Annotated in this window: 19 protein-coding genes; 10 read left to right on the plus strand and 9 right to left on the minus strand. The window is 73.3% G+C overall.

Features of this window, described 5'->3' with window-relative positions; all coding sequences use genetic code 11:
- Window positions 1-136 precede the first annotated feature (136 nt).
- Genes ETD96_RS25230 through ETD96_RS25240 form a run of 3 tightly spaced genes read left to right on the plus strand, consistent with a single transcriptional unit; the run spans window position 137 to window position 3,093 of the window.
- A complete protein-coding gene (locus ETD96_RS25230; RefSeq protein ID WP_138638962.1) occupies window positions 137-589 on the plus strand; it encodes a gamma-glutamylcyclotransferase family protein in 453 nt (150 codons plus the stop codon).
- Window positions 590-625: 36 nt separating this feature from the next.
- Window positions 626-1,426: a purine-nucleoside phosphorylase gene (locus ETD96_RS25235; protein WP_138638963.1), complete on the plus strand. Its 801-nt coding sequence runs from the start codon at window positions 626-628 to the stop codon at window positions 1,424-1,426.
- Window positions 1,423-3,093, plus strand: coding sequence for a phospho-sugar mutase (locus tag ETD96_RS25240; RefSeq protein WP_138638964.1), 1,671 nt, complete (start codon window positions 1,423-1,425; stop codon window positions 3,091-3,093). The genes ETD96_RS25235 and ETD96_RS25240 overlap by 4 nt, the downstream gene beginning before the upstream one ends.
- A gap of 6 nt (window positions 3,094-3,099) precedes the next feature.
- On the opposite strand, the gene ETD96_RS25245 is transcribed toward ETD96_RS25240, so the two are convergent.
- From ETD96_RS25245 to ETD96_RS25265, 5 genes are all read right to left on the minus strand, one after another.
- Window positions 3,100-3,744 (minus strand): PH domain-containing protein, encoded by a 645-nt coding sequence (locus ETD96_RS25245; RefSeq protein WP_138638965.1) that lies wholly within the window; start codon window positions 3,742-3,744, stop codon window positions 3,100-3,102.
- A 7-nt stretch (window positions 3,745-3,751) separates the two neighbouring features.
- The gene (locus ETD96_RS25250) at window positions 3,752-4,843 is read right to left on the minus strand and encodes an adenosine deaminase (RefSeq protein WP_138638966.1); all 1,092 of its coding nucleotides are present in this window, start codon (window positions 4,841-4,843) and stop codon (window positions 3,752-3,754) included.
- A 120-nt stretch (window positions 4,844-4,963) separates the two neighbouring features.
- Window positions 4,964-5,320: a cupin domain-containing protein gene (locus ETD96_RS25255; protein WP_138638967.1), complete on the minus strand. Its 357-nt coding sequence runs from the start codon at window positions 5,318-5,320 to the stop codon at window positions 4,964-4,966.
- 77 nt (window positions 5,321-5,397) lie between these two features.
- A complete protein-coding gene (locus ETD96_RS25260) occupies window positions 5,398-6,228 on the minus strand; it encodes an ABC transporter permease (protein ID WP_138638968.1) in 831 nt (276 codons plus the stop codon).
- Complete coding sequence (locus ETD96_RS25265) at window positions 6,225-7,187, minus strand: ATP-binding cassette domain-containing protein (RefSeq protein WP_138638969.1); 963 nt, start codon at window positions 7,185-7,187, stop codon at window positions 6,225-6,227. Before ETD96_RS25265 ends, ETD96_RS25260 begins: the two co-directional genes overlap by 4 nt.
- Before the next feature lie 329 nt (window positions 7,188-7,516).
- Here ETD96_RS25265 and ETD96_RS25270 point away from each other — a divergent pair, with 329 nt between their 5' ends.
- On the plus strand, window positions 7,517-8,272 hold the full coding sequence (locus tag ETD96_RS25270) for a TetR/AcrR family transcriptional regulator (protein WP_138638970.1): 756 nt from the start codon (window positions 7,517-7,519) through the stop codon (window positions 8,270-8,272).
- Window positions 8,273-8,277: 5 nt separating this feature from the next.
- On the opposite strand, the gene ETD96_RS25275 is transcribed toward ETD96_RS25270, so the two are convergent.
- The 4 genes from ETD96_RS25275 to ETD96_RS25290 form a co-directional block, all read right to left on the minus strand.
- A complete protein-coding gene (locus ETD96_RS25275) occupies window positions 8,278-9,063 on the minus strand; it encodes an SAM-dependent methyltransferase (RefSeq protein ID WP_138638971.1) in 786 nt (261 codons plus the stop codon).
- 68 nt (window positions 9,064-9,131) lie between these two features.
- On the minus strand, window positions 9,132-9,746 hold the full coding sequence (locus ETD96_RS25280) for a class F sortase (protein WP_138638972.1): 615 nt from the start codon (window positions 9,744-9,746) through the stop codon (window positions 9,132-9,134).
- Between the two features lie 107 nt (window positions 9,747-9,853).
- Window positions 9,854-10,375, minus strand: coding sequence for a hypothetical protein (locus tag ETD96_RS25285; RefSeq protein WP_138638973.1), 522 nt, complete (start codon window positions 10,373-10,375; stop codon window positions 9,854-9,856).
- A 169-nt stretch (window positions 10,376-10,544) separates the two neighbouring features.
- Complete coding sequence (locus tag ETD96_RS25290; RefSeq protein WP_138638974.1) at window positions 10,545-11,195, minus strand: class I SAM-dependent methyltransferase; 651 nt, start codon at window positions 11,193-11,195, stop codon at window positions 10,545-10,547.
- Window positions 11,196-11,291: 96 nt separating this feature from the next.
- Here ETD96_RS25290 and ETD96_RS25295 point away from each other — a divergent pair, with 96 nt between their 5' ends.
- The 6 genes from ETD96_RS25295 to ETD96_RS25320 form a co-directional block, all read left to right on the plus strand.
- Complete coding sequence (locus ETD96_RS25295; RefSeq protein ID WP_138638975.1) at window positions 11,292-11,885, plus strand: helix-turn-helix domain-containing protein; 594 nt, start codon at window positions 11,292-11,294, stop codon at window positions 11,883-11,885.
- Window positions 11,886-11,928: 43 nt separating this feature from the next.
- Window positions 11,929-12,585 carry an MOSC domain-containing protein gene (locus tag ETD96_RS25300; protein WP_138638976.1) on the plus strand — a complete coding sequence of 219 codons (657 nt, stop codon included), beginning with the start codon at window positions 11,929-11,931 and terminating at the stop codon, window positions 12,583-12,585.
- 242 nt (window positions 12,586-12,827) lie between these two features.
- Window positions 12,828-14,570, plus strand: a complete 1,743-nt coding sequence (locus ETD96_RS25305) for a sensor histidine kinase (RefSeq protein WP_138638977.1) — start codon at window positions 12,828-12,830, stop codon at window positions 14,568-14,570.
- 30 nt (window positions 14,571-14,600) lie between these two features.
- On the plus strand, window positions 14,601-15,035 hold the full coding sequence (locus tag ETD96_RS25310; protein ID WP_138638978.1) for a roadblock/LC7 domain-containing protein: 435 nt from the start codon (window positions 14,601-14,603) through the stop codon (window positions 15,033-15,035).
- Window positions 15,032-15,397, plus strand: a complete 366-nt coding sequence (locus ETD96_RS25315) for a DUF742 domain-containing protein (protein ID WP_138638979.1) — start codon at window positions 15,032-15,034, stop codon at window positions 15,395-15,397. Before ETD96_RS25310 ends, ETD96_RS25315 begins: the two co-directional genes overlap by 4 nt.
- Window positions 15,378-15,976 (plus strand): GTP-binding protein (locus ETD96_RS25320; protein WP_138638980.1); only part of this gene is annotated, 599 nt, incomplete at its 3' end. The genes ETD96_RS25315 and ETD96_RS25320, both read left to right, overlap by 20 nt.

Genomic DNA, 15,976 nt, shown 5'->3' on the forward strand with positions numbered 1-15,976 from the left:
CCCCCACATCCCCGCTCCAAGCGTGGCCCCGTCACTGTGGGGGGCAACCCCCACACCCCCGCTCCAAGCGTGGCCCCGTCACTGTGGGGGACAACCCCCACACCCCCGCTCCAAGCGTGGCGTAGCCTTGGCCAACGTGGCACTGTACGCGGCGTACGCCTCCAACATGGATCCCGAGCAGATGGCGAGCCGGGCTCCGCATTCGCCCATGCGCGGCACCGGCTGGCTGGCCGGGTGGCGGCTCACCTTCGGCGGGCAGGACAAGGGCTGGGACGGCGCCCTCGCGACGGTCGTCGAGGAGGAGTCCGAGCAGGTCTTCGTCGTCATGTACGACGTGCCCGCCTGGGACGAGAAGGAACTCGACGCCTGGGAAGGGGCCGCGCTCGACGTCTACCGCAAGATCCGCGTCAGGGTGCAGACCCTGGACGGCGACGTCCTGTGCTGGATGTACGTCCTGGACGACTACGAGGGCGGCCTGCCGTCCGCGCGCTACCTCGGCATCCTCGCCGACGCGGCCGAGAAGGCCGGCGCGCCCGACGACTACGTCAAGGACCTGCGGACACGTCCGTGCAGGTCGCTGGGGGACTGATCGTCCCACCGGGAACCCGGCGGTAGTGTCGGCGATGTGAGCAACGACGCTTTTGCACTGGCACGGGCCTCCGCGGACGCGCTGCGCGACCGCACGTCCCTCGACTCGTTCGACGTCGCCCTCGTGATGGGCTCGGGCTGGGTCCCGGCGGCCGACAAGCTGGGCGAGCCCGCCACCGAGCTGACGGCCACCGAACTGCCCGGGTTCGCGCCCCCGGCGGTGGAGGGGCACGCGGGGACGATCCGCGTCGTCGAGGTGGCGGGGCACCGGGCGCTGGTGTTCCTCGGCCGGACGCACCTGTACGAGGGCCGCGGCGTCGACGCCGTGGTGCACCCCGTCAGGACGGCGCTGGCCGCCGGGGTGAAGACGGTGGTGCTGACGAACGCGGCCGGCGGGCTGCGGCCCGAGCACCAGAGCGTCGGCGACCCGGTGCTGATCTCCGACCACCTGAACCTGTCGGGCGCGAACCCGCTCACCGGCGCCACGTTCCTCGACCTCACCGAGGCGTACTCGGGGCGGCTGCGCGCCCTCGCCAAGGAGGTCGACCCGACGCTGGCGGAGGGCGTGTACGCGGCGTTCCGCGGCCCGACCTACGAGACGCCCGCCGAGATCCGGATGCTGCGCACGCTGGGCGCCGACCTGATCGGCATGTCGACGGTGCTGGAGACGATCGCGGCGCGGCAGGGCGGCGCGGACGTCCTCGGGATCTCGCTGGTCACCAACATCGCGGCCGGGCTGTCGGACGAGCCCCTGGACCACGAGGAGGTCCTCGCGGCGGGACGCGCGTCCGCCGGGCGCATGGGCACGCTCCTCGCGACGGTCCTGGCGAAGCTGTGAGCGACCTCCGCGCGCGCGCCGAGGAGTGGCTCGCGCAGGACCCGGACCCGGACACCCGCGCCGAGCTTCGCGCGATCCTGGACCGGGGCGACGACGCGGCGCTCGCGGCGCGGTTCGGGTCCCGGCTGGAGTTCGGGACGGCGGGCCTGCGCGGCGAGCTGGGCGCCGGCCCGAACCGGATGAACCGGGTGACGGTCATGCGCGCCGCCGCCGGGCTCGCCGCGTGCCTGCCGCCCGGCGGCCGGGTCGTCGTCGGCTTCGACGCGCGGCACGGCTCGCGCCGGTTCGCCGACGACACGGCGGCCGTGCTCAGCGGCGCCGGGCTGCGCCCGGAGGTGTTCGCCGAGCCCGTCCCGACGCCCGTGCTGGCGCATTTCACCCGCTCGTTCGACGACATCGTCGCGGGCGTCATGGTGACGGCCAGCCACAACCCGCCGCGCGACAACGGCTACAAGGTGTACTGGTCGGACGGCGCGCAGATCGTCCCGCCGCAGGACAGCCAGATTTCCGCCGCGATCGACGCGGTCGGCCGGGTGGACGAGTTGCCGCTCGGCTCCGGCTGGCCCGTCCACGCCGACGCCGGCCTGTACCTGGACGCGGTGTCGTCGCTGCGGCTCGGCGACGACCGCGACGTCTCGATCGTCTACACGCCGATGCACGGCGTCGGCCAGGACGTGCTGCTCGCGGCGTTCGAGCGCGCCGGTTTCCCGGCCCCGGCCGTCGTCCCCGAGCAGGCGGAGCCGGACCCCGACTTCCCGACCGTCGCGTTCCCGAACCCGGAGGAGCCCGGCGCCCTCGACCTCGCGCTGGCGCTGGCGGAGGCGCGGCGCGCCGACCTGGTGATCGCCAACGATCCGGACGCGGACCGCTGCGCGGTCGCCGTCCCGTCCCCGTCCGGGTGGCGGACGCTGACCGGGGACGAGGTCGGCGGGCTGCTCGCCGAGCACGTCCTGCGGCACACCGCCGGCGACGACCGGCTGGTCGCCACCACGATCGTGTCGTCGTCGCTGCTCCGCTCGATCGCCGCCGCGCACGGGGTGCGGTTCGCCGAGACGCTCACCGGCTTCAAATGGATCATGAAGGCGGGCGCGCCCCACCCGACCGGGGGGCGCGGGGGGTCGTCCCCCCACGGGCGGCCCGACCGGCTCGTGTTCGGCTACGAGGAGGCGCTCGGCTACAGCGTCGGCGACGACCGCGGCGTCCTCGTCAACGACAAGGACGGCATCGGCGCGGCCCTCGCCGTCGCGGCCCTCGCCGCCGCCGCGAAGCGGGACGGCCGCACGCTGCTCGACCTGCTCGACGACCAGGCCCGCGAGCACGGCCTGCACGCCACGTCGCAGCTCTCGATCCGGGTGGACGACCTGTCGCTGATCACCGCGGCCATGACGCGGCTGCGCGCCGCTCCCCCGGCGGAGCTCGCCGGGCGCCGGGTCGCGTCGTTCGACGACCTCGCCCGCCCGGCGGACGGCCTGCCGCCCACCGACGGGCTCCGCTTCCGGCTGTCCGGCGGCGCCCGCGTGGTCGTCCGCCCCTCGGGCACGGAACCGAAGCTCAAGTGCTACCTGGAGGTCGTCCTCCCGGTAGAGGACGACGTCGCCGCGACCCGCGCGCGCGCCGCCGCCGAACTGGACGCGCTCCGCACGGCCCTCTCCACCGCCCTCGCCTAGGGGCGGTCAGCGGACCAGCGAGACGACCAGGGCGACGATCAGCGCGGCGAGGGGGACGGCCAGGGCCGCCACCGCCGGGACCGACCAGGCGACCGTGCCCCGGGCGGTCTCGGCCTGCTTCGCCGCCGCGGCCCGGTCGGGGGCGCCCGACTTGGCCCGCGGGCGGTGCCGGTCGCGCAGCTCGTTGAGCTGCTGCGCCGCGAACCTCGTCGGCGTCCGGCCCCGCAGGTCGATGTCCGCGCCCTGGTTCTTGCGCGCCTGCTTCTCGGCGCGGGCCTCCGCCTTCGCCTGCGCGCGGGGGGACGTCTGGTGCACCCAGGCGCGGGTCTCCACGTCCGACCCGTCCGGGCCGATGAAGCGCACGGTCACCGCGTTCTTGCCCTCGATGCTCCGGACCGCCGCCCACGGCGCGCGGACGTCCCGCAGCGGGTTGCGGACGGTGATCCCCTCGTCGTCCCCGACGATCGCCGGGCGCAGCCCGATCGTGTAGGCGACCCCGCAGCCGAGCAGGAGCAGGAACGCGATCGTGAACGTCGTCAGCGAGTAGTCGGGGTCACCGGTGATGCCGACGAACAGGTCCACGAAGTTGAGCAGGGCGAACACGAGCCACGCGTAAGCGGCGACCTGCCCGCCGGTGGAGCGAATGGTCATGGCTCGATCATGCCAGTGGCCGGGCGCCGCTCCACTTGAGCTGCGCGAAGCCGGGCTTGATCACCCCGTTGATCAGTTCGAGCCGCTCGTTGAACGGCACGAACGCCGACTTCATCGCGTTCACCGTGAACCACTGCAGGTCGTCCCAGCCGTAGCCGAACGCCTCGGTGAGCTTGGCGAACTCCTGCGACAGCGTCGTCCCGCTCATCAGCCGGTTGTCGGTGTTCACCGTGACGCGGAAGCTGAGCCGGCGCAGCAGCCCGATCGGGTGCTCGGCGATCGACTTCGCCGCGCCCGTCTGGATGTTGGACGTCGGGCACATCTCCAGCGGGATCCGCTTGTCCCGGACGTAGCCGGCGAGCCGGCCGAGCCGCGCGTCGCCGCCGTCCACCTCGATGTCGTCGATGATCCGCACGCCGTGGCCGAGCCGGTCGGCGCCGCACCACTGGATCGCCTGCCAGATCGACGGCAGCCCGAAGCCCTCGCCGGCGTGGATGGTGAAGTGCGCGTTCTCCCGCTGGAGGTACTCGAACGCGTCCAGGTGCCGGGTGGGCGGGTAGCCGGCCTCGGCGCCCGCGATGTCGAACCCGACGACGCCGAGGTCCCGGTAGCGGACGGCCAGCTCGGCGATCTCCATGCTGCGCGCCTGGTGCCGCATCGCCGTGACCAGCGTCCCGACCCGGATGCCGAAGTCCTTGCGGGCCCGCGCGAACCCGTCCAGGACGGCCTCGACGACCTGCTCCAGCGTCAGGCCCCGGCTGAGGTGCTGCTCGGGCGCGTACCGGACCTCCGCGTAGACGATGCCGTCGTTCGCGAGGTCCTCCGCGCACTCGTAGGCGACCCGGGTGAGCGCCTCGGCGGTCTGCATCACGCCGACGGTGTGGGAGAAGGTCTCCAGGTAGCGCTCCAGCGACCCCGAGTTGGACGCCTCCTCGAACCACGTCCGCAGGGCGTCGGGATCGGTGGCGGGCAGGTCGGCGTACCCGGTGTCGCGGGCCAGCTCGACGATGGTCGCGGGCCGGACGCCGCCGTCCAGGTGGTCGTGCAGCAGCACCTTCGGCGCGCGCCGGATGTCCTCAAGAGTCGGCCGCTCGTTCATCTCTCGAACCTACCCGGCCGCACCCGCTCCCACGTCGGCAATTCTCGCCATGCGCGGGGGCCGAAGGGGGAAGGGTGCGGCCGGTGGGCGGACCCACCGGCCATCGCCGCGGCGCGCCGGTCAGCCGGCCTTGGCGTACTCGCCGATGCCGCCGGCGAAGTCGAACATGACGCAGGCCTCGTCGCCGACGACCCACGCGTCGTGGCCGGGCTCGACGACGAACACGTCACCGGGCCCGACCTCGCCCTCGGCGCCGTCGCTCATCTGGATGCGCATCCGGCCCTGCACGACATAGCCGTTGTGGTGCACCTGGCACAGGTCGGTGCCGGCGATGTCCTTCACCGACTCCGTCCAGCGCCAGCCGGGCTCGAACGTCGCCTTGCCGAAGACGAGACCGGTCAAGTTGACGACCTCAAGGTGGCCCCTGGGGAAGTCGCGCCGGTCGTCCGGCTTCTCGATGCTCTTGATCTCAGTCATGATGGGTCCCCCTTTTCACCATCACCTCCCACGCTTGCACCGCCCCTGACATGCGTCAAGACGTGCCGGAGGACGGATCAGCGCCCCAGCCGCCGGTACCGCAGGACGGCCAGCGGCAGGAAGATCGCGGTGATGACGGCGGGCCACACGAGCGCCATCAGCAGGGCGTTCTGCTCGACCCAGGTACCGCCGACGGCGGCCGGGTTGCCGAACAGCTCGCGGGACGCGGTGACGGTCGCGGAGACCGGGTTCCACCGCGCGATCGCGCCGAGCCAGTCCGGCATCAGCGCCGGCGCCACGAACGCGCTGGAGATCATCGCGAACGGGAACGCGACCGCGAACAGGCTCCCCGCGGCCTCCTCGTTGGGCACGAGCAGGCCGAGCAGCACGCCGATCCAGATCAGCGCGAAGCGCAGCAGCAGGAACAGGCCGAACGCCGCGAGCGTCCCGAGCACGCCGCCGCTGGACCGCCAGCCGATCGCCAGCGCGGTCAGCCCCAGCACGACGAGGTCGAGGGTCGCGCCGATCAGGTCGCCGACGCCGCGCCCGGTCACGGTCGCGGACGACGCCATCGGCATCGAGCGGAAGCGGTCGGTGACCCCGCGCGTGCTCTCGAAGACGACGGCGTACGCGGTGTTCATGAACCCCATCGCCATCGTCATCCCGAACATGCCCGGCATCAGGAACTCGCGGTAGTCGCCGCCGCCGGGGACGGACATCGCGCTGCCGAACACGTAGCCGAACAGCAGCACCGACACGATCGGGAACCCGAGCTGCCAGGCGATGTTGCTCGGCTGCCGGACGTAGTGCGTGAGACCGCGCAGGACGATCGTCCAGCAGTCGGCGACGGCCCAGTAGAGCCGCTCGCCGACGCCCTCGTCCACGGCCCCGCGTTCCACTGCGCTCATGCCCCTACCTCTTCCTTCTCGGCGCGGTGGCCGGTGAGGCGCAGGAACACCTCGTCCAGCGTGGGCCTGCGCAGCCCGATGTCCTCGACGGCGATTCCGTCGTCCTGCAGGGTGGGGGCGACCTCGGTCAGCGCCGCCACCCGGTCGGCGACCGGCGCGTGCACCCGCGCCGCCTCCGCGTCCACCCGCGGCTCGGCGGACGCCGCGCGGGCGACCACCGCCGCCGCGGCCGCCAGCTCCGCGGGGTCGCGCACCACCACCTCGATCCGGTCGCCGCCGATCAGCCGCTTCAGCGACTCCGGCGTGCCGTCGGCGATGACCCGGCCCCGGTCGAGGACGGCGATGCGCCCGGCCAGCCGGTCGGCCTCCTCCAGGTACTGGGTCGTCAGCAGGACGGTCGTGCCCTGCGCGACGAGCGAGCGGACGGAGTCCCACACCTCGTTGCGGCCGCGCGGGTCGAGCCCGGTGGTCGGCTCGTCGAGGAACAGCACGTCCGGCGCGAGGATCATGCTGGCGGCGAGGTCGAGGCGGCGCCGCATCCCGCCGCTGTACCCCTTCACGCCGCGGTCGGCGGCGTCCAGCAGGTCGAAGCGCTCCAGCAGCTCCTCCGCGCGCTCCGCCGCGCGCCGCTTCCCGAGGTGGAACAGGCGGCCGAACATGCGCAGGTTCTGCCGCCCGGTCAGCACCTCGTCCAGCGCGGCGTGCTGCCCCGCCAGCCCGATCCGCCGCCGCACCGCCCGGGGCCGGGCCGCGACGTCGAACCCGGCGACCTCGGCCCGCCCGCCGGTCGGCCGGGCGAGCGTCGACAGAATGCGCACGGCGGTCGTCTTCCCCGCGCCGTTCGGCCCGAGCAGCCCGTACACCATGCCCTTCGGCACCGTGAGATCGAAGCCGTCAAGCGCCCGTTTCGTCCCGTAGTCCTTGCGGACTCCCACCGCAAGGATCGCGTCCTCCGCCATCGGCACCTCCCCTTCGCGTATCCCATACGCAAATTAACGTACACCATACCCAAAGTGCGGCGACCTCAGCCGCGCCCACGGGGCGGGCGGCCGGAGGGCGCCCTAGCGCCCGGAGGCCGCACGCCCCGCCGGGCGAGAGGCTGTTTCGCCGAGACGCGCCAGCGGATCGGGGAAACGGCCTCTCGGCCGTAACGGGGGTTCCAGGGGGTCGCCCCCCTGGGCCAACACAGGCTCCAGGGGGTCGCCCCCCTGCGCGAACACGCCCTGTAGCGTCTTCGTGTGTGCGCTGACGGAGGCGCCTTGGGCGGGAAGAGCGGGACGGACGGGTCATGGCATCGGAGCGCGGCGACGGCCGGGATCTCGGGCGGAGTCTGAAGCTGCTGTGGGGCGACCGGGTCCGGCCGCCTCGGGGGCGGCCGCCGGGCCTCACCCTCGACCGGGTCATCGCGGCGGCCGTCGAGGTCGCCGACGAGCTCGCCGAGACCGAGGGGCTCGACGCGCTGTCGATGCGCTCCATCGCGACCCGCCTGGGCGTCGGGACGATGACGCTCTACCGCTACGTCCCCGGCAAGAGCGAGCTGCTGGACCTGATGCTCGACCACGTCACCGCCGTCCCCGAGGGCACGGAGGCGGAGGAAGATGGGCGGGGTTGGCGGGAGATCCTGGCGGACGAGGCGCACGGCCATTGGCGGTTGTGCCTGGACCATCCGTGGTACCCGTTCGTGGACCAGAGCCGTCCGCTCCTAGGGCCCAACTCCATGCGCGGGCTGGACAGGCTCCTCGGCAGGCTGCGCCCGACGGGCGTCGACGACCGCACGCTGATGATGATGGTCAGCGTCCAGAGCGACTACGTGGAAAGTGTCGCGCGCCGCTACATCCTGGAGCGCCGGGCCGAACGCCGGACGGGCCTCAGCAACGAGGAGTTCTGGGCCGCGCAGAGCCCGTCCTTGGAGGCGGCTCTGCTCAGCGGCGACTTCCCCGTGATGGCGCAGCTCTCCGACAACGTCTTCGACTTCTCCTACGAGGAGCTCTTCGAGTTCGGCCTCGACCGCCTCCACGACGGCTTCGCCGGCCACTTCGGCTGACCGGGTCAGTCCTTGCGGGCCAGGCCGGCGTAGTAGTACACCTCGTGCGGGTCGGCCGGGGGCGTGTCGGGACGCCATGTCGCGAGCGGCACCGCGCCCGGTGGCAGGAGTGTCGCCGGGCCGAACAGCGCGGCGAACTCGTCCCGCGTCCGCGACACCAGCGGGATCCCCGCCGCGTTCGCGGCGGCGTTGGCGGTGGCGACGGCCTCCGGGTCGAAGTCGGCGGTCGGGTGGGAGATCGCGACCGTGCTGCCGGACGGCAGCCCGCCGAGCAGCGTCGCGACCCACCGCTCCGGGTGCCGGTCGGGCGGGAAGTACATCAGCAGCGCGACGACCATCAGCGCGACCGGTCGGGCCGGGTCGAGCGTCTCGGCGAGCAGCGGATCGTCCAGGATGGCCTGCGGCTCGGTGAGGTCGCCGTGCAGGTAGGCGACGCCCGGCACGTCCGCGATCATGGCTCGGGCCTGCTCGGTGACCAGCGGGTCGTTGTCGACGTACACGACGCGGGCGGACGGGTCGACCGCCCGCGCGATCTCGTGCAGGTTCGGCGACGTGGGGATGCCGCTGCCGATGTCGAGGAACTGGGTGACGCCCGACTCCACCAGGTGCCGTGTCGCCCGCTCCATGAAGGACCGGTTCGCGCGCGCCATCGCGGGCAGCGCCGGGATCGCCCGGACCATCGCGTCGCCGAGCTCCCGGTCGGCCGGGAAGTTGTCGGAGCCGCCGAGCCAGTAGTCGTACACGCGGGCCGGGTGCGCGACGGAGGTGTCGAACTCCGGGGAGGCTGCCATGCGCGGTCCTCTCACGATCGGCTGGTCCGATCCTCGCACCGGACGCGCGGCGGCGGGAAGCGCCCGCCCTACCGGACGGACGTCTCGGTGGCGTAGACGATGACGTTGTCGCGGTAGCCGCGGACCGCCCGGTCGAACGGCCCGCCGCAGGTGACGAGCCGGAGCCCGGGGCGGTCGAGGGGGCCGTAGACGCGCTGGGTGGGGAACCGGTCCTTGGCGACCCGCTCCACGGACTCGACGGTGAACACGGCCACGCGGCCGTCCGCGCGCGTCACCTCGACGCGGTGCCCGGGCCGCAGCCGGCCGAGGTCGTAGAAGACGGCCGCCCCCGCCGCCGAGTCGACGTGGCCGAGGAGCACGGCGGCGCCGCGCTCGCCTGGGGCCGGCCCCAGGTCGTACCAGCCGGCCTCGCGCGGACGGTCGGCGCGCGGCACCTGGACGGAGCCGTCCGCGTCGAGGCCCAGCCGGACCAGCGGGGCGCGGACCCCGATCGCCGGGACGGCCACCTGCACGGGCACCGAGCGCGGCAGCGCCGGACCGGCGGGACCGGCGGGCCGGGTGGCCGCCGCCCACGCGGGCGGCTGCGGCGGGCCGCCGGGGCCGCGCAGCCCCAGCGCGATCACCGCCAGGCCGGCCGCCAGCAGCACCGCCGCCAGCGTCCACAGGCCGGCCTTTCCGCGCATCACCGATCACCCACTCGAAAATGATCTGCCATTTCCCGTGACCCGCGGCCGTGTGCAATTTCTCGCACGGTTCTCCGCGGGCCCAGGAATGGCGTCGGCGAGTCTCGTCAGGCGTCCGCGCCGCTGCGCCGGCGGACGGCCGCGGCGCCGACTCCGAACGCGCCCAGCAGCAGGACGCCGCCGGCGGCCAGCGGCGCGGCGCTCGTCCCGCCGGCGCCGCCGCCGAAGCCCGTCTTGGCCCCGCCGGTCGGGGTCGGGTGCGTGCTGCCCATCGGCGTGGGCTTCGCCCCGGCCTTCACCACCGTGAGGTAGCCGACCGACCTGTGCCCGCCGCAGCGCACCTGCACGGTGTACTCGCCGGGGACGGTGTCGGTCTTGATCGTGGCCAGCCCGGCCCGGCCGTCGACCTCCTCGGCACCGTTCAGCGGGACGGCCCCGCCCACGAACGCCAGCGAGCCGGCCTCCCCGTCGACCTGGCACTTCTTCCCGACGACGGTGACCTGCCCGCCGGGGCGGGCCTGGCTCGGCTGCACGAGCACGTCGCCGCCCTCCGCCATCGCGGGCGCGGCCAGGCCGATGGTCACCGCGCCGACGACGAGACCGAGAACGGTCGCCTTTCCAAGTCGCATCTTCTGCTCCATTGCGACACGGCGGCTTACTCGACTTTCGGCCCCGGCACCGTGCCCCCTTATGCACTCGTATGATGGGCCGGACCCCGGGTTGGTTCGCGCCTTTTTCCACCGGCTCCGGCGGATAAACATGATCAGGAATTGCGGCCGGAAGTTGATGTGAAAGCCGTCACATCGCGGTGCGGCGGACGGCGCGGACGACGACGTCGTGGAGGAGCTTCTCCGCGCCGCCGTGACCGGTGATCGTCCGGTGCTCCTCCTCGGCGGTGACGATCTCCCAGGCCGTCTCGTCCAGGCGCGCCGTGACGGCGGCGGCGGTGACCGACGCCTCGGCGGGCGGGCCGTGCTCCTCGCCGTGCCCGTGCCCGTGCCCATGGCCGTGCCCATGGAGGTGGCCGACGATCAGCAGGGTGCCGCCGGGCGCCACCCAACCGGCGACGCGGTCGTAGAACTCCAGCTGCGGCATCGCCGGGTGGGCGTAGTGGGTGGTGACGAGGTCGAACCGCTCGTCCGGCGTCCACGCGGCCAGGTCGGCCTCCACCCACCGCAGGCCCTCCGACACGCCCGCGGCCGCCGCGCGTTCGGCGGCGCGGGCCAGCGCCTCGGACGAGATGTCGGCCGCCGTCACCCGCCAGCCGCGCCCCGCCAGCCAGATCGCCTCGGCACCGGCGCCGCACCCCGCGTCCAGCGCCGTCCCCGGGGCCAGTTCCCCGATCTCACGGGCGAGATAGGGGTTCGGCGGGTTGCCGCCCATGGCCCCGGCGGCGGCGCCCTCCCGCCAGTGCCGCTCCCAGTAGCCCTTGTCGAACTCGTGCGTCATCGGCCGTCCCCTCCAGTTGCTCTCACCAGCTACAACGATGGTGCCGACCGCCGGGGCGAACCGGCGAAGCCTGTTGCCGATTGGCAAAATGAGCGGATGGACGAGGCAGTTGAGCGCACCCTCGACGCGTTCGGGCCGAGGCTGAAGCAGCTCCGGCGGCGCCGCGGGACCACCCTGTCCGGCCTCGCCGAGGAGACGGGAATCTCCGCCAGCACGCTGTCCCGGCTGGAGTCCGGGCTGCGGCGGCCCACGCTCGAACAGCTCCTGCCGCTGGCCCGCGCCTTCCGGGTCACGCTGGACGAGCTCGTCGACGCGCCGCCCACCGGCGACCCGCGCGTCCACCTGCGTCCGATCGCGGGCGGCGACGGAGCGACCGTCCTGCCGCTCACCCGCCGGCCCGGAGGCATCCAGGCGTACAAGTTCGTCCTCCCGGCCGGGAAGGACGGCGCCGAGCCCGACCTGCGCACCCATGAGGGCTACGACTGGGTCTACGTCCTCAACGGCACGCTGCGGCTGGTGCTGGGCGAGCACGACCTCGTCCTCGAACCCGGGGAGGCCGCGGAGTTCGACACCCGCATCCCGCACTGGTTCGGCGCGACCGGCGCCGGGCCCGTCGAGTTCCTGAGCCTGATCGGGCGGCAGGGCGAGCGCGCGCACCTCCGCGCTTCCCCCAGGGCCGCCCCGCCGTGAAACCCGTCCGCACGTCCACCGAGACGCTTCGTATGGTCGTCGGGTGAAGTTGCTCTCGGTCAACATCGGACACCCGCGCCTCAACCCGTCCAAGCGATCCAGGCTGACCGGCATCGACAAGCGCCCGGTCGACGGGCCGGTGGCGGTCGCCGCACCGGCCACCGAGGGCACGGGCGCGGTCGGGCTGGCGGGCGACCGCGTCCACGACGTGCGCGGCCACGGCGGAGCGGACCAGGCCGTTTACGCCTACGCCCGCGAGGACCTCGACTTCTGGCAGGACGAGTTGGGCAGGCCACTGCCCAACGGCGTCTTCGGGGAGAACCTGACCACCGCCGGTATCGACGTCAACGGCGCCCTGATCGGCGAGCGGTGGCGTGTGGGGCGGAGCTTGCTGCTGGAGGTGAGCTGCCCCCGGATCCCCTGTGCCACCTTCCAGGGGTGGATGGACGAGGCCGGCTGGATCAAGAGGTTCACGCGCGCCGCGATGCCCGGCGCCTACCTGCGGGTGGTCGAACCCGGCGAGATCCGCGCCGGCGACCTCGTCGAGCGGGTGCGCCGTCCCTGTCACGACGTGACCGCGGCTGTGGCGTTTCGGGCGCTCACTGCCGATCCGGGCCTGTTGTCGCTGCTCGTGGCGGTAGAGGAGCTTCCGTCCTACGTGAGGGACGTGGCTCGGAGGCGCTCCGCCGCAGGCCGTTGAGGGTGCGGCGGCGCGTCAGGGGGCGTCCGCAATACAGGCCGTACATTTGTTGCCAATCGGGCAAAAATGGGCACTGTACCGCAGATTGCCGGAAAGCGGACGGACGTCCCGGTAATCTCAGCAATCCACGCTTCCCCGAACGGGCGGTGTGTCAGCCTAGATACGGACTGTACCGGTAAGAGTACGTCTCACTCAGTAATGTGACCCCCGTGCCGTGCCGTCGACCGCGCTGAGGACGTCCGATGCCCGTTTTCTCCGAACCTGCCGACACCGAGCGCCAGGATTTCCGGCGGCACGGCAGGCCGCCGACCCGCGGAACGCGTCGCCAGAGCAGCGCACGGTCCTTTCACCTGTGCATTTCCGTCCTTCCGGCGGCCGTTATCGGGATCCTCGGGGTCGCCGCCGCGGCGGTGCTCTACAACGGCGACGACGTGACGCCACGGGCGCAGCTCGTGCTGGCCGCGGCCGCTGTGGCGGCCGTCCTGACGCTGGGCGCCGCCGTGTTCGGGGCGGACGTGGCGACCCGCCGGTTCGAGCGGCAGCCCGCCCGGCGGCCCGACCGGGTCCAGGGCCCGACTCCGGAGGACGTGCAGCGGCGGCTCGGCGAGCTGTGGTTCTCGATCGCGCGCGGCCGGCAGGGCCTCAAGGAGCTCACCGAGCGGGTCAAGGCCGGGGAGACGGCGCCGCGCAGCGAGGACGTCCCGGCCATCGAGTCGGGCGACGCGTTCGTCCGGCTCGCCTACGAGCTGCGGCAGGCGCAGGGCGAGGCGTGGAACGCCGTGCTGGACGTCGCCGCGAGCCGCGCGCCGAGCGGCACCGGCACCGGCAGCGCCGGCGGCGACGCCGGCACGAGCACCGACCGGCGGGTCGACGTGTTCGTCAACCTGGCCCGCCGCATGCAGTCGCTGGCCCACCGCGCCATCAAGGGGCTCGACGAGCTGGAGAACCAGGTCGAGGACCCGGACCTGCTCAAGGGCCTGTTCCGGGTCGACCACCTCAGCACCCGCATGCGCCGCCAGGCCGAGAGCCTCGCGGTGATCGGCGGCGCCGCGTCCCGCCGCCAGTGGAGCCGACCGGTGACCGTCTACGAGGTGCTGCGCTCGGCCATCGCCGAGGTGGAGCACTACAACCGGGTCAAGGTCGTCCCGCCCGTCGAGGGCACCCTGGACGGCAGCGCGGTCGCGGACGTCGTCCACCTGCTCGCCGAGCTCATCGAGAACGCCACCCGGTTCGCGCCGCCGCACACGCAGGTGCTGGTCCGGGTCGACGCCGTCACCGCCGGGCTGGCCATCGAGGTCGAGGACCGCGGCCTCGGCATCCCCCGGGAGAGCCAGCGGCGGCTGAACGACCTGCTCGCCGACCCCGACCGGGGCGGCGCCGAGGAGCTGCTGCAGGAGGGGCGCATCGGCCTGCTGGTCGTCTCCGCGCTCGCCCGCCGGCACGGCGTCCGCGTCGAGCTCCGCGACAACCTCTACGGCGGGGTCCAGGCCACCGTCGTCGTGCCGGGCGAGCTGGTCGGCGCGGAACCCGCGGAGGCCGAGGCCGTGCCGCAGGCCCAGCCGGCGCACGCCGAGCCCGTCCCGGTGCCCGCCGCCGCGGCCGCCCCGGCCGCGGCGCGGGAGACCGTCCCCGCGTCCGCGTACTCCGGCCCGTCGGAGGGCTATGCCCCGGCCGACCGCTTCGTCGCGGCGGACGACCCCGGCCGCCACGCCAATTCCGCCGCCGCCGCGAATTCCGGTCCGGCCGCAAATCCCGGTGGGGTGGCGGAATCCGGCATGGTGGACAATGCTGAGCGGCCGTCGCTGCCGCGCCGCCGGGTCCAGGCGAATATGGCTCCCGAACTGGTGAATCCTCCCGCGCCGCAGCATCTGCAGGACGATACGGAGGTCGCGCACAATCCCGGTCTCATGGCGGCATTCCAAAGGGGCGTGCGCGGCGCCGAAGAGAGCGACGGCGTCGTGGACGGCACCGATGGTACGGACTGACGAAACATCACGAGGGATAAGGAGCGTCCATTGAGTGCTGTCTCCCCGAACCAGGCTCAGGATCTTGCTTGGCTGTTGCGGGGGCTGGGCGAGGAGGTTCCGGTCATCCGCGGCAGCGTGCTGCTGTCCGCCGACGGCATGCTGAAGGCCTCCGACGGCTTCGACCGCGCGAGCGCGGAGCAGCTCGCCGCGCTCGCCTCGGGCCTGTTCTCCATCGCCCGGAGCGCGGGGACGAAGTTCGACGACAGCAACGAGGTCCGGCAGGTCGTGACGGAGCTGAAGTCGAGCCAGCTGTTCATCTCGTGGGCCGGTTACAACTCGGTGCTGGCGGTGCTGGCGAGGGGCGAGGCCGATCCGGCCGTCGTCGGCTTCGAGATGGCCCGGCTGATCAAGTCCGTCCGTCCCTTCCTCGGCACGGCGACGCGCGCGGCGGCGGCGCCGGGCGGTCCGATCCCCTCGTCATGACGGCCGGCGAGGACGAGGTCTGGCTCGACGACGACGCCGGGCCGCTGGTGCGCCCGTACACGGTGACCGCCGGGCGCACCCGGCCGGCGATGCGGCTGGACATGCTGTCCCTGGTGGTGGCGACGGGCGAGGTGCCGGCGAACCTCGACCCGGAGCACCACCGGGCGCTCGGCCTGTGCCGCACCCCGACCTCGGTCGCCGAGGTCGCGGCGTACCTGCGGCTCCCCGTCGCGGTCACCAAGGTCCTCCTCGCCGACCTCGTGAACTGGCGGGCCATGTCCACCCGAGCGCCGCGCCCCGCGGCCGAGCTCACCGACCGAGACCTCCTGGAGAAGCTGCTCGATGGCCTACAACGAGCCTGAGATGTTCCCCACTCAGGTCAAGATCCTGATCGCGGGCGGATTCGGGGTCGGGAAGACGACGTTCGTCGGCGCGGCGAGCGAGATCGAACCGCTCAGCACCGAGGAGCTCATCACCACCGCGAGCGTCGGCATCGACGACCTCGGCGGCGTGGAGGGCAAGACCACGACCACCGTGGCGCTCGACTTCGGCCGCATCACGATCGAGCAGCACGGCATCGTGCTGTACCTGTTCGGCACGCCCGGCCAGCAGCGCTTCTGGTTCATGTGGGACGAGCTGTGCGCGGGGGCGCTCGGCGCCGTCGTGCTCGCCGACACCCGCCGCCTGGACGCCTGCTTCGAGGCCGTCGACTTCTTCGAGAACCGGGGGACGAAGTTCCTCGTCGCGGTGAACGAGTTCGACGGCGCGTTCCGCTACGACCCCGACGAGGTGCGGGCCGCCCTCGAACTCGACCCGGGCGTGCCGATCGTGCTGTGCGACGCGCGGGACGCCCGCTCCGCCACCGCGGTGCTGCGGGCCCTGATCCGCCACCTCATCGCCACCGCGACCGCCCCCGCTCCCGACCGCCTGACCTCCCCGAC

The sequence above is a fragment of the Actinomadura geliboluensis genome (assembly GCF_005889745.1).
Taxonomy (GTDB): Bacteria; Actinomycetota; Actinomycetes; order Streptosporangiales; family Streptosporangiaceae; genus Spirillospora; species Spirillospora geliboluensis.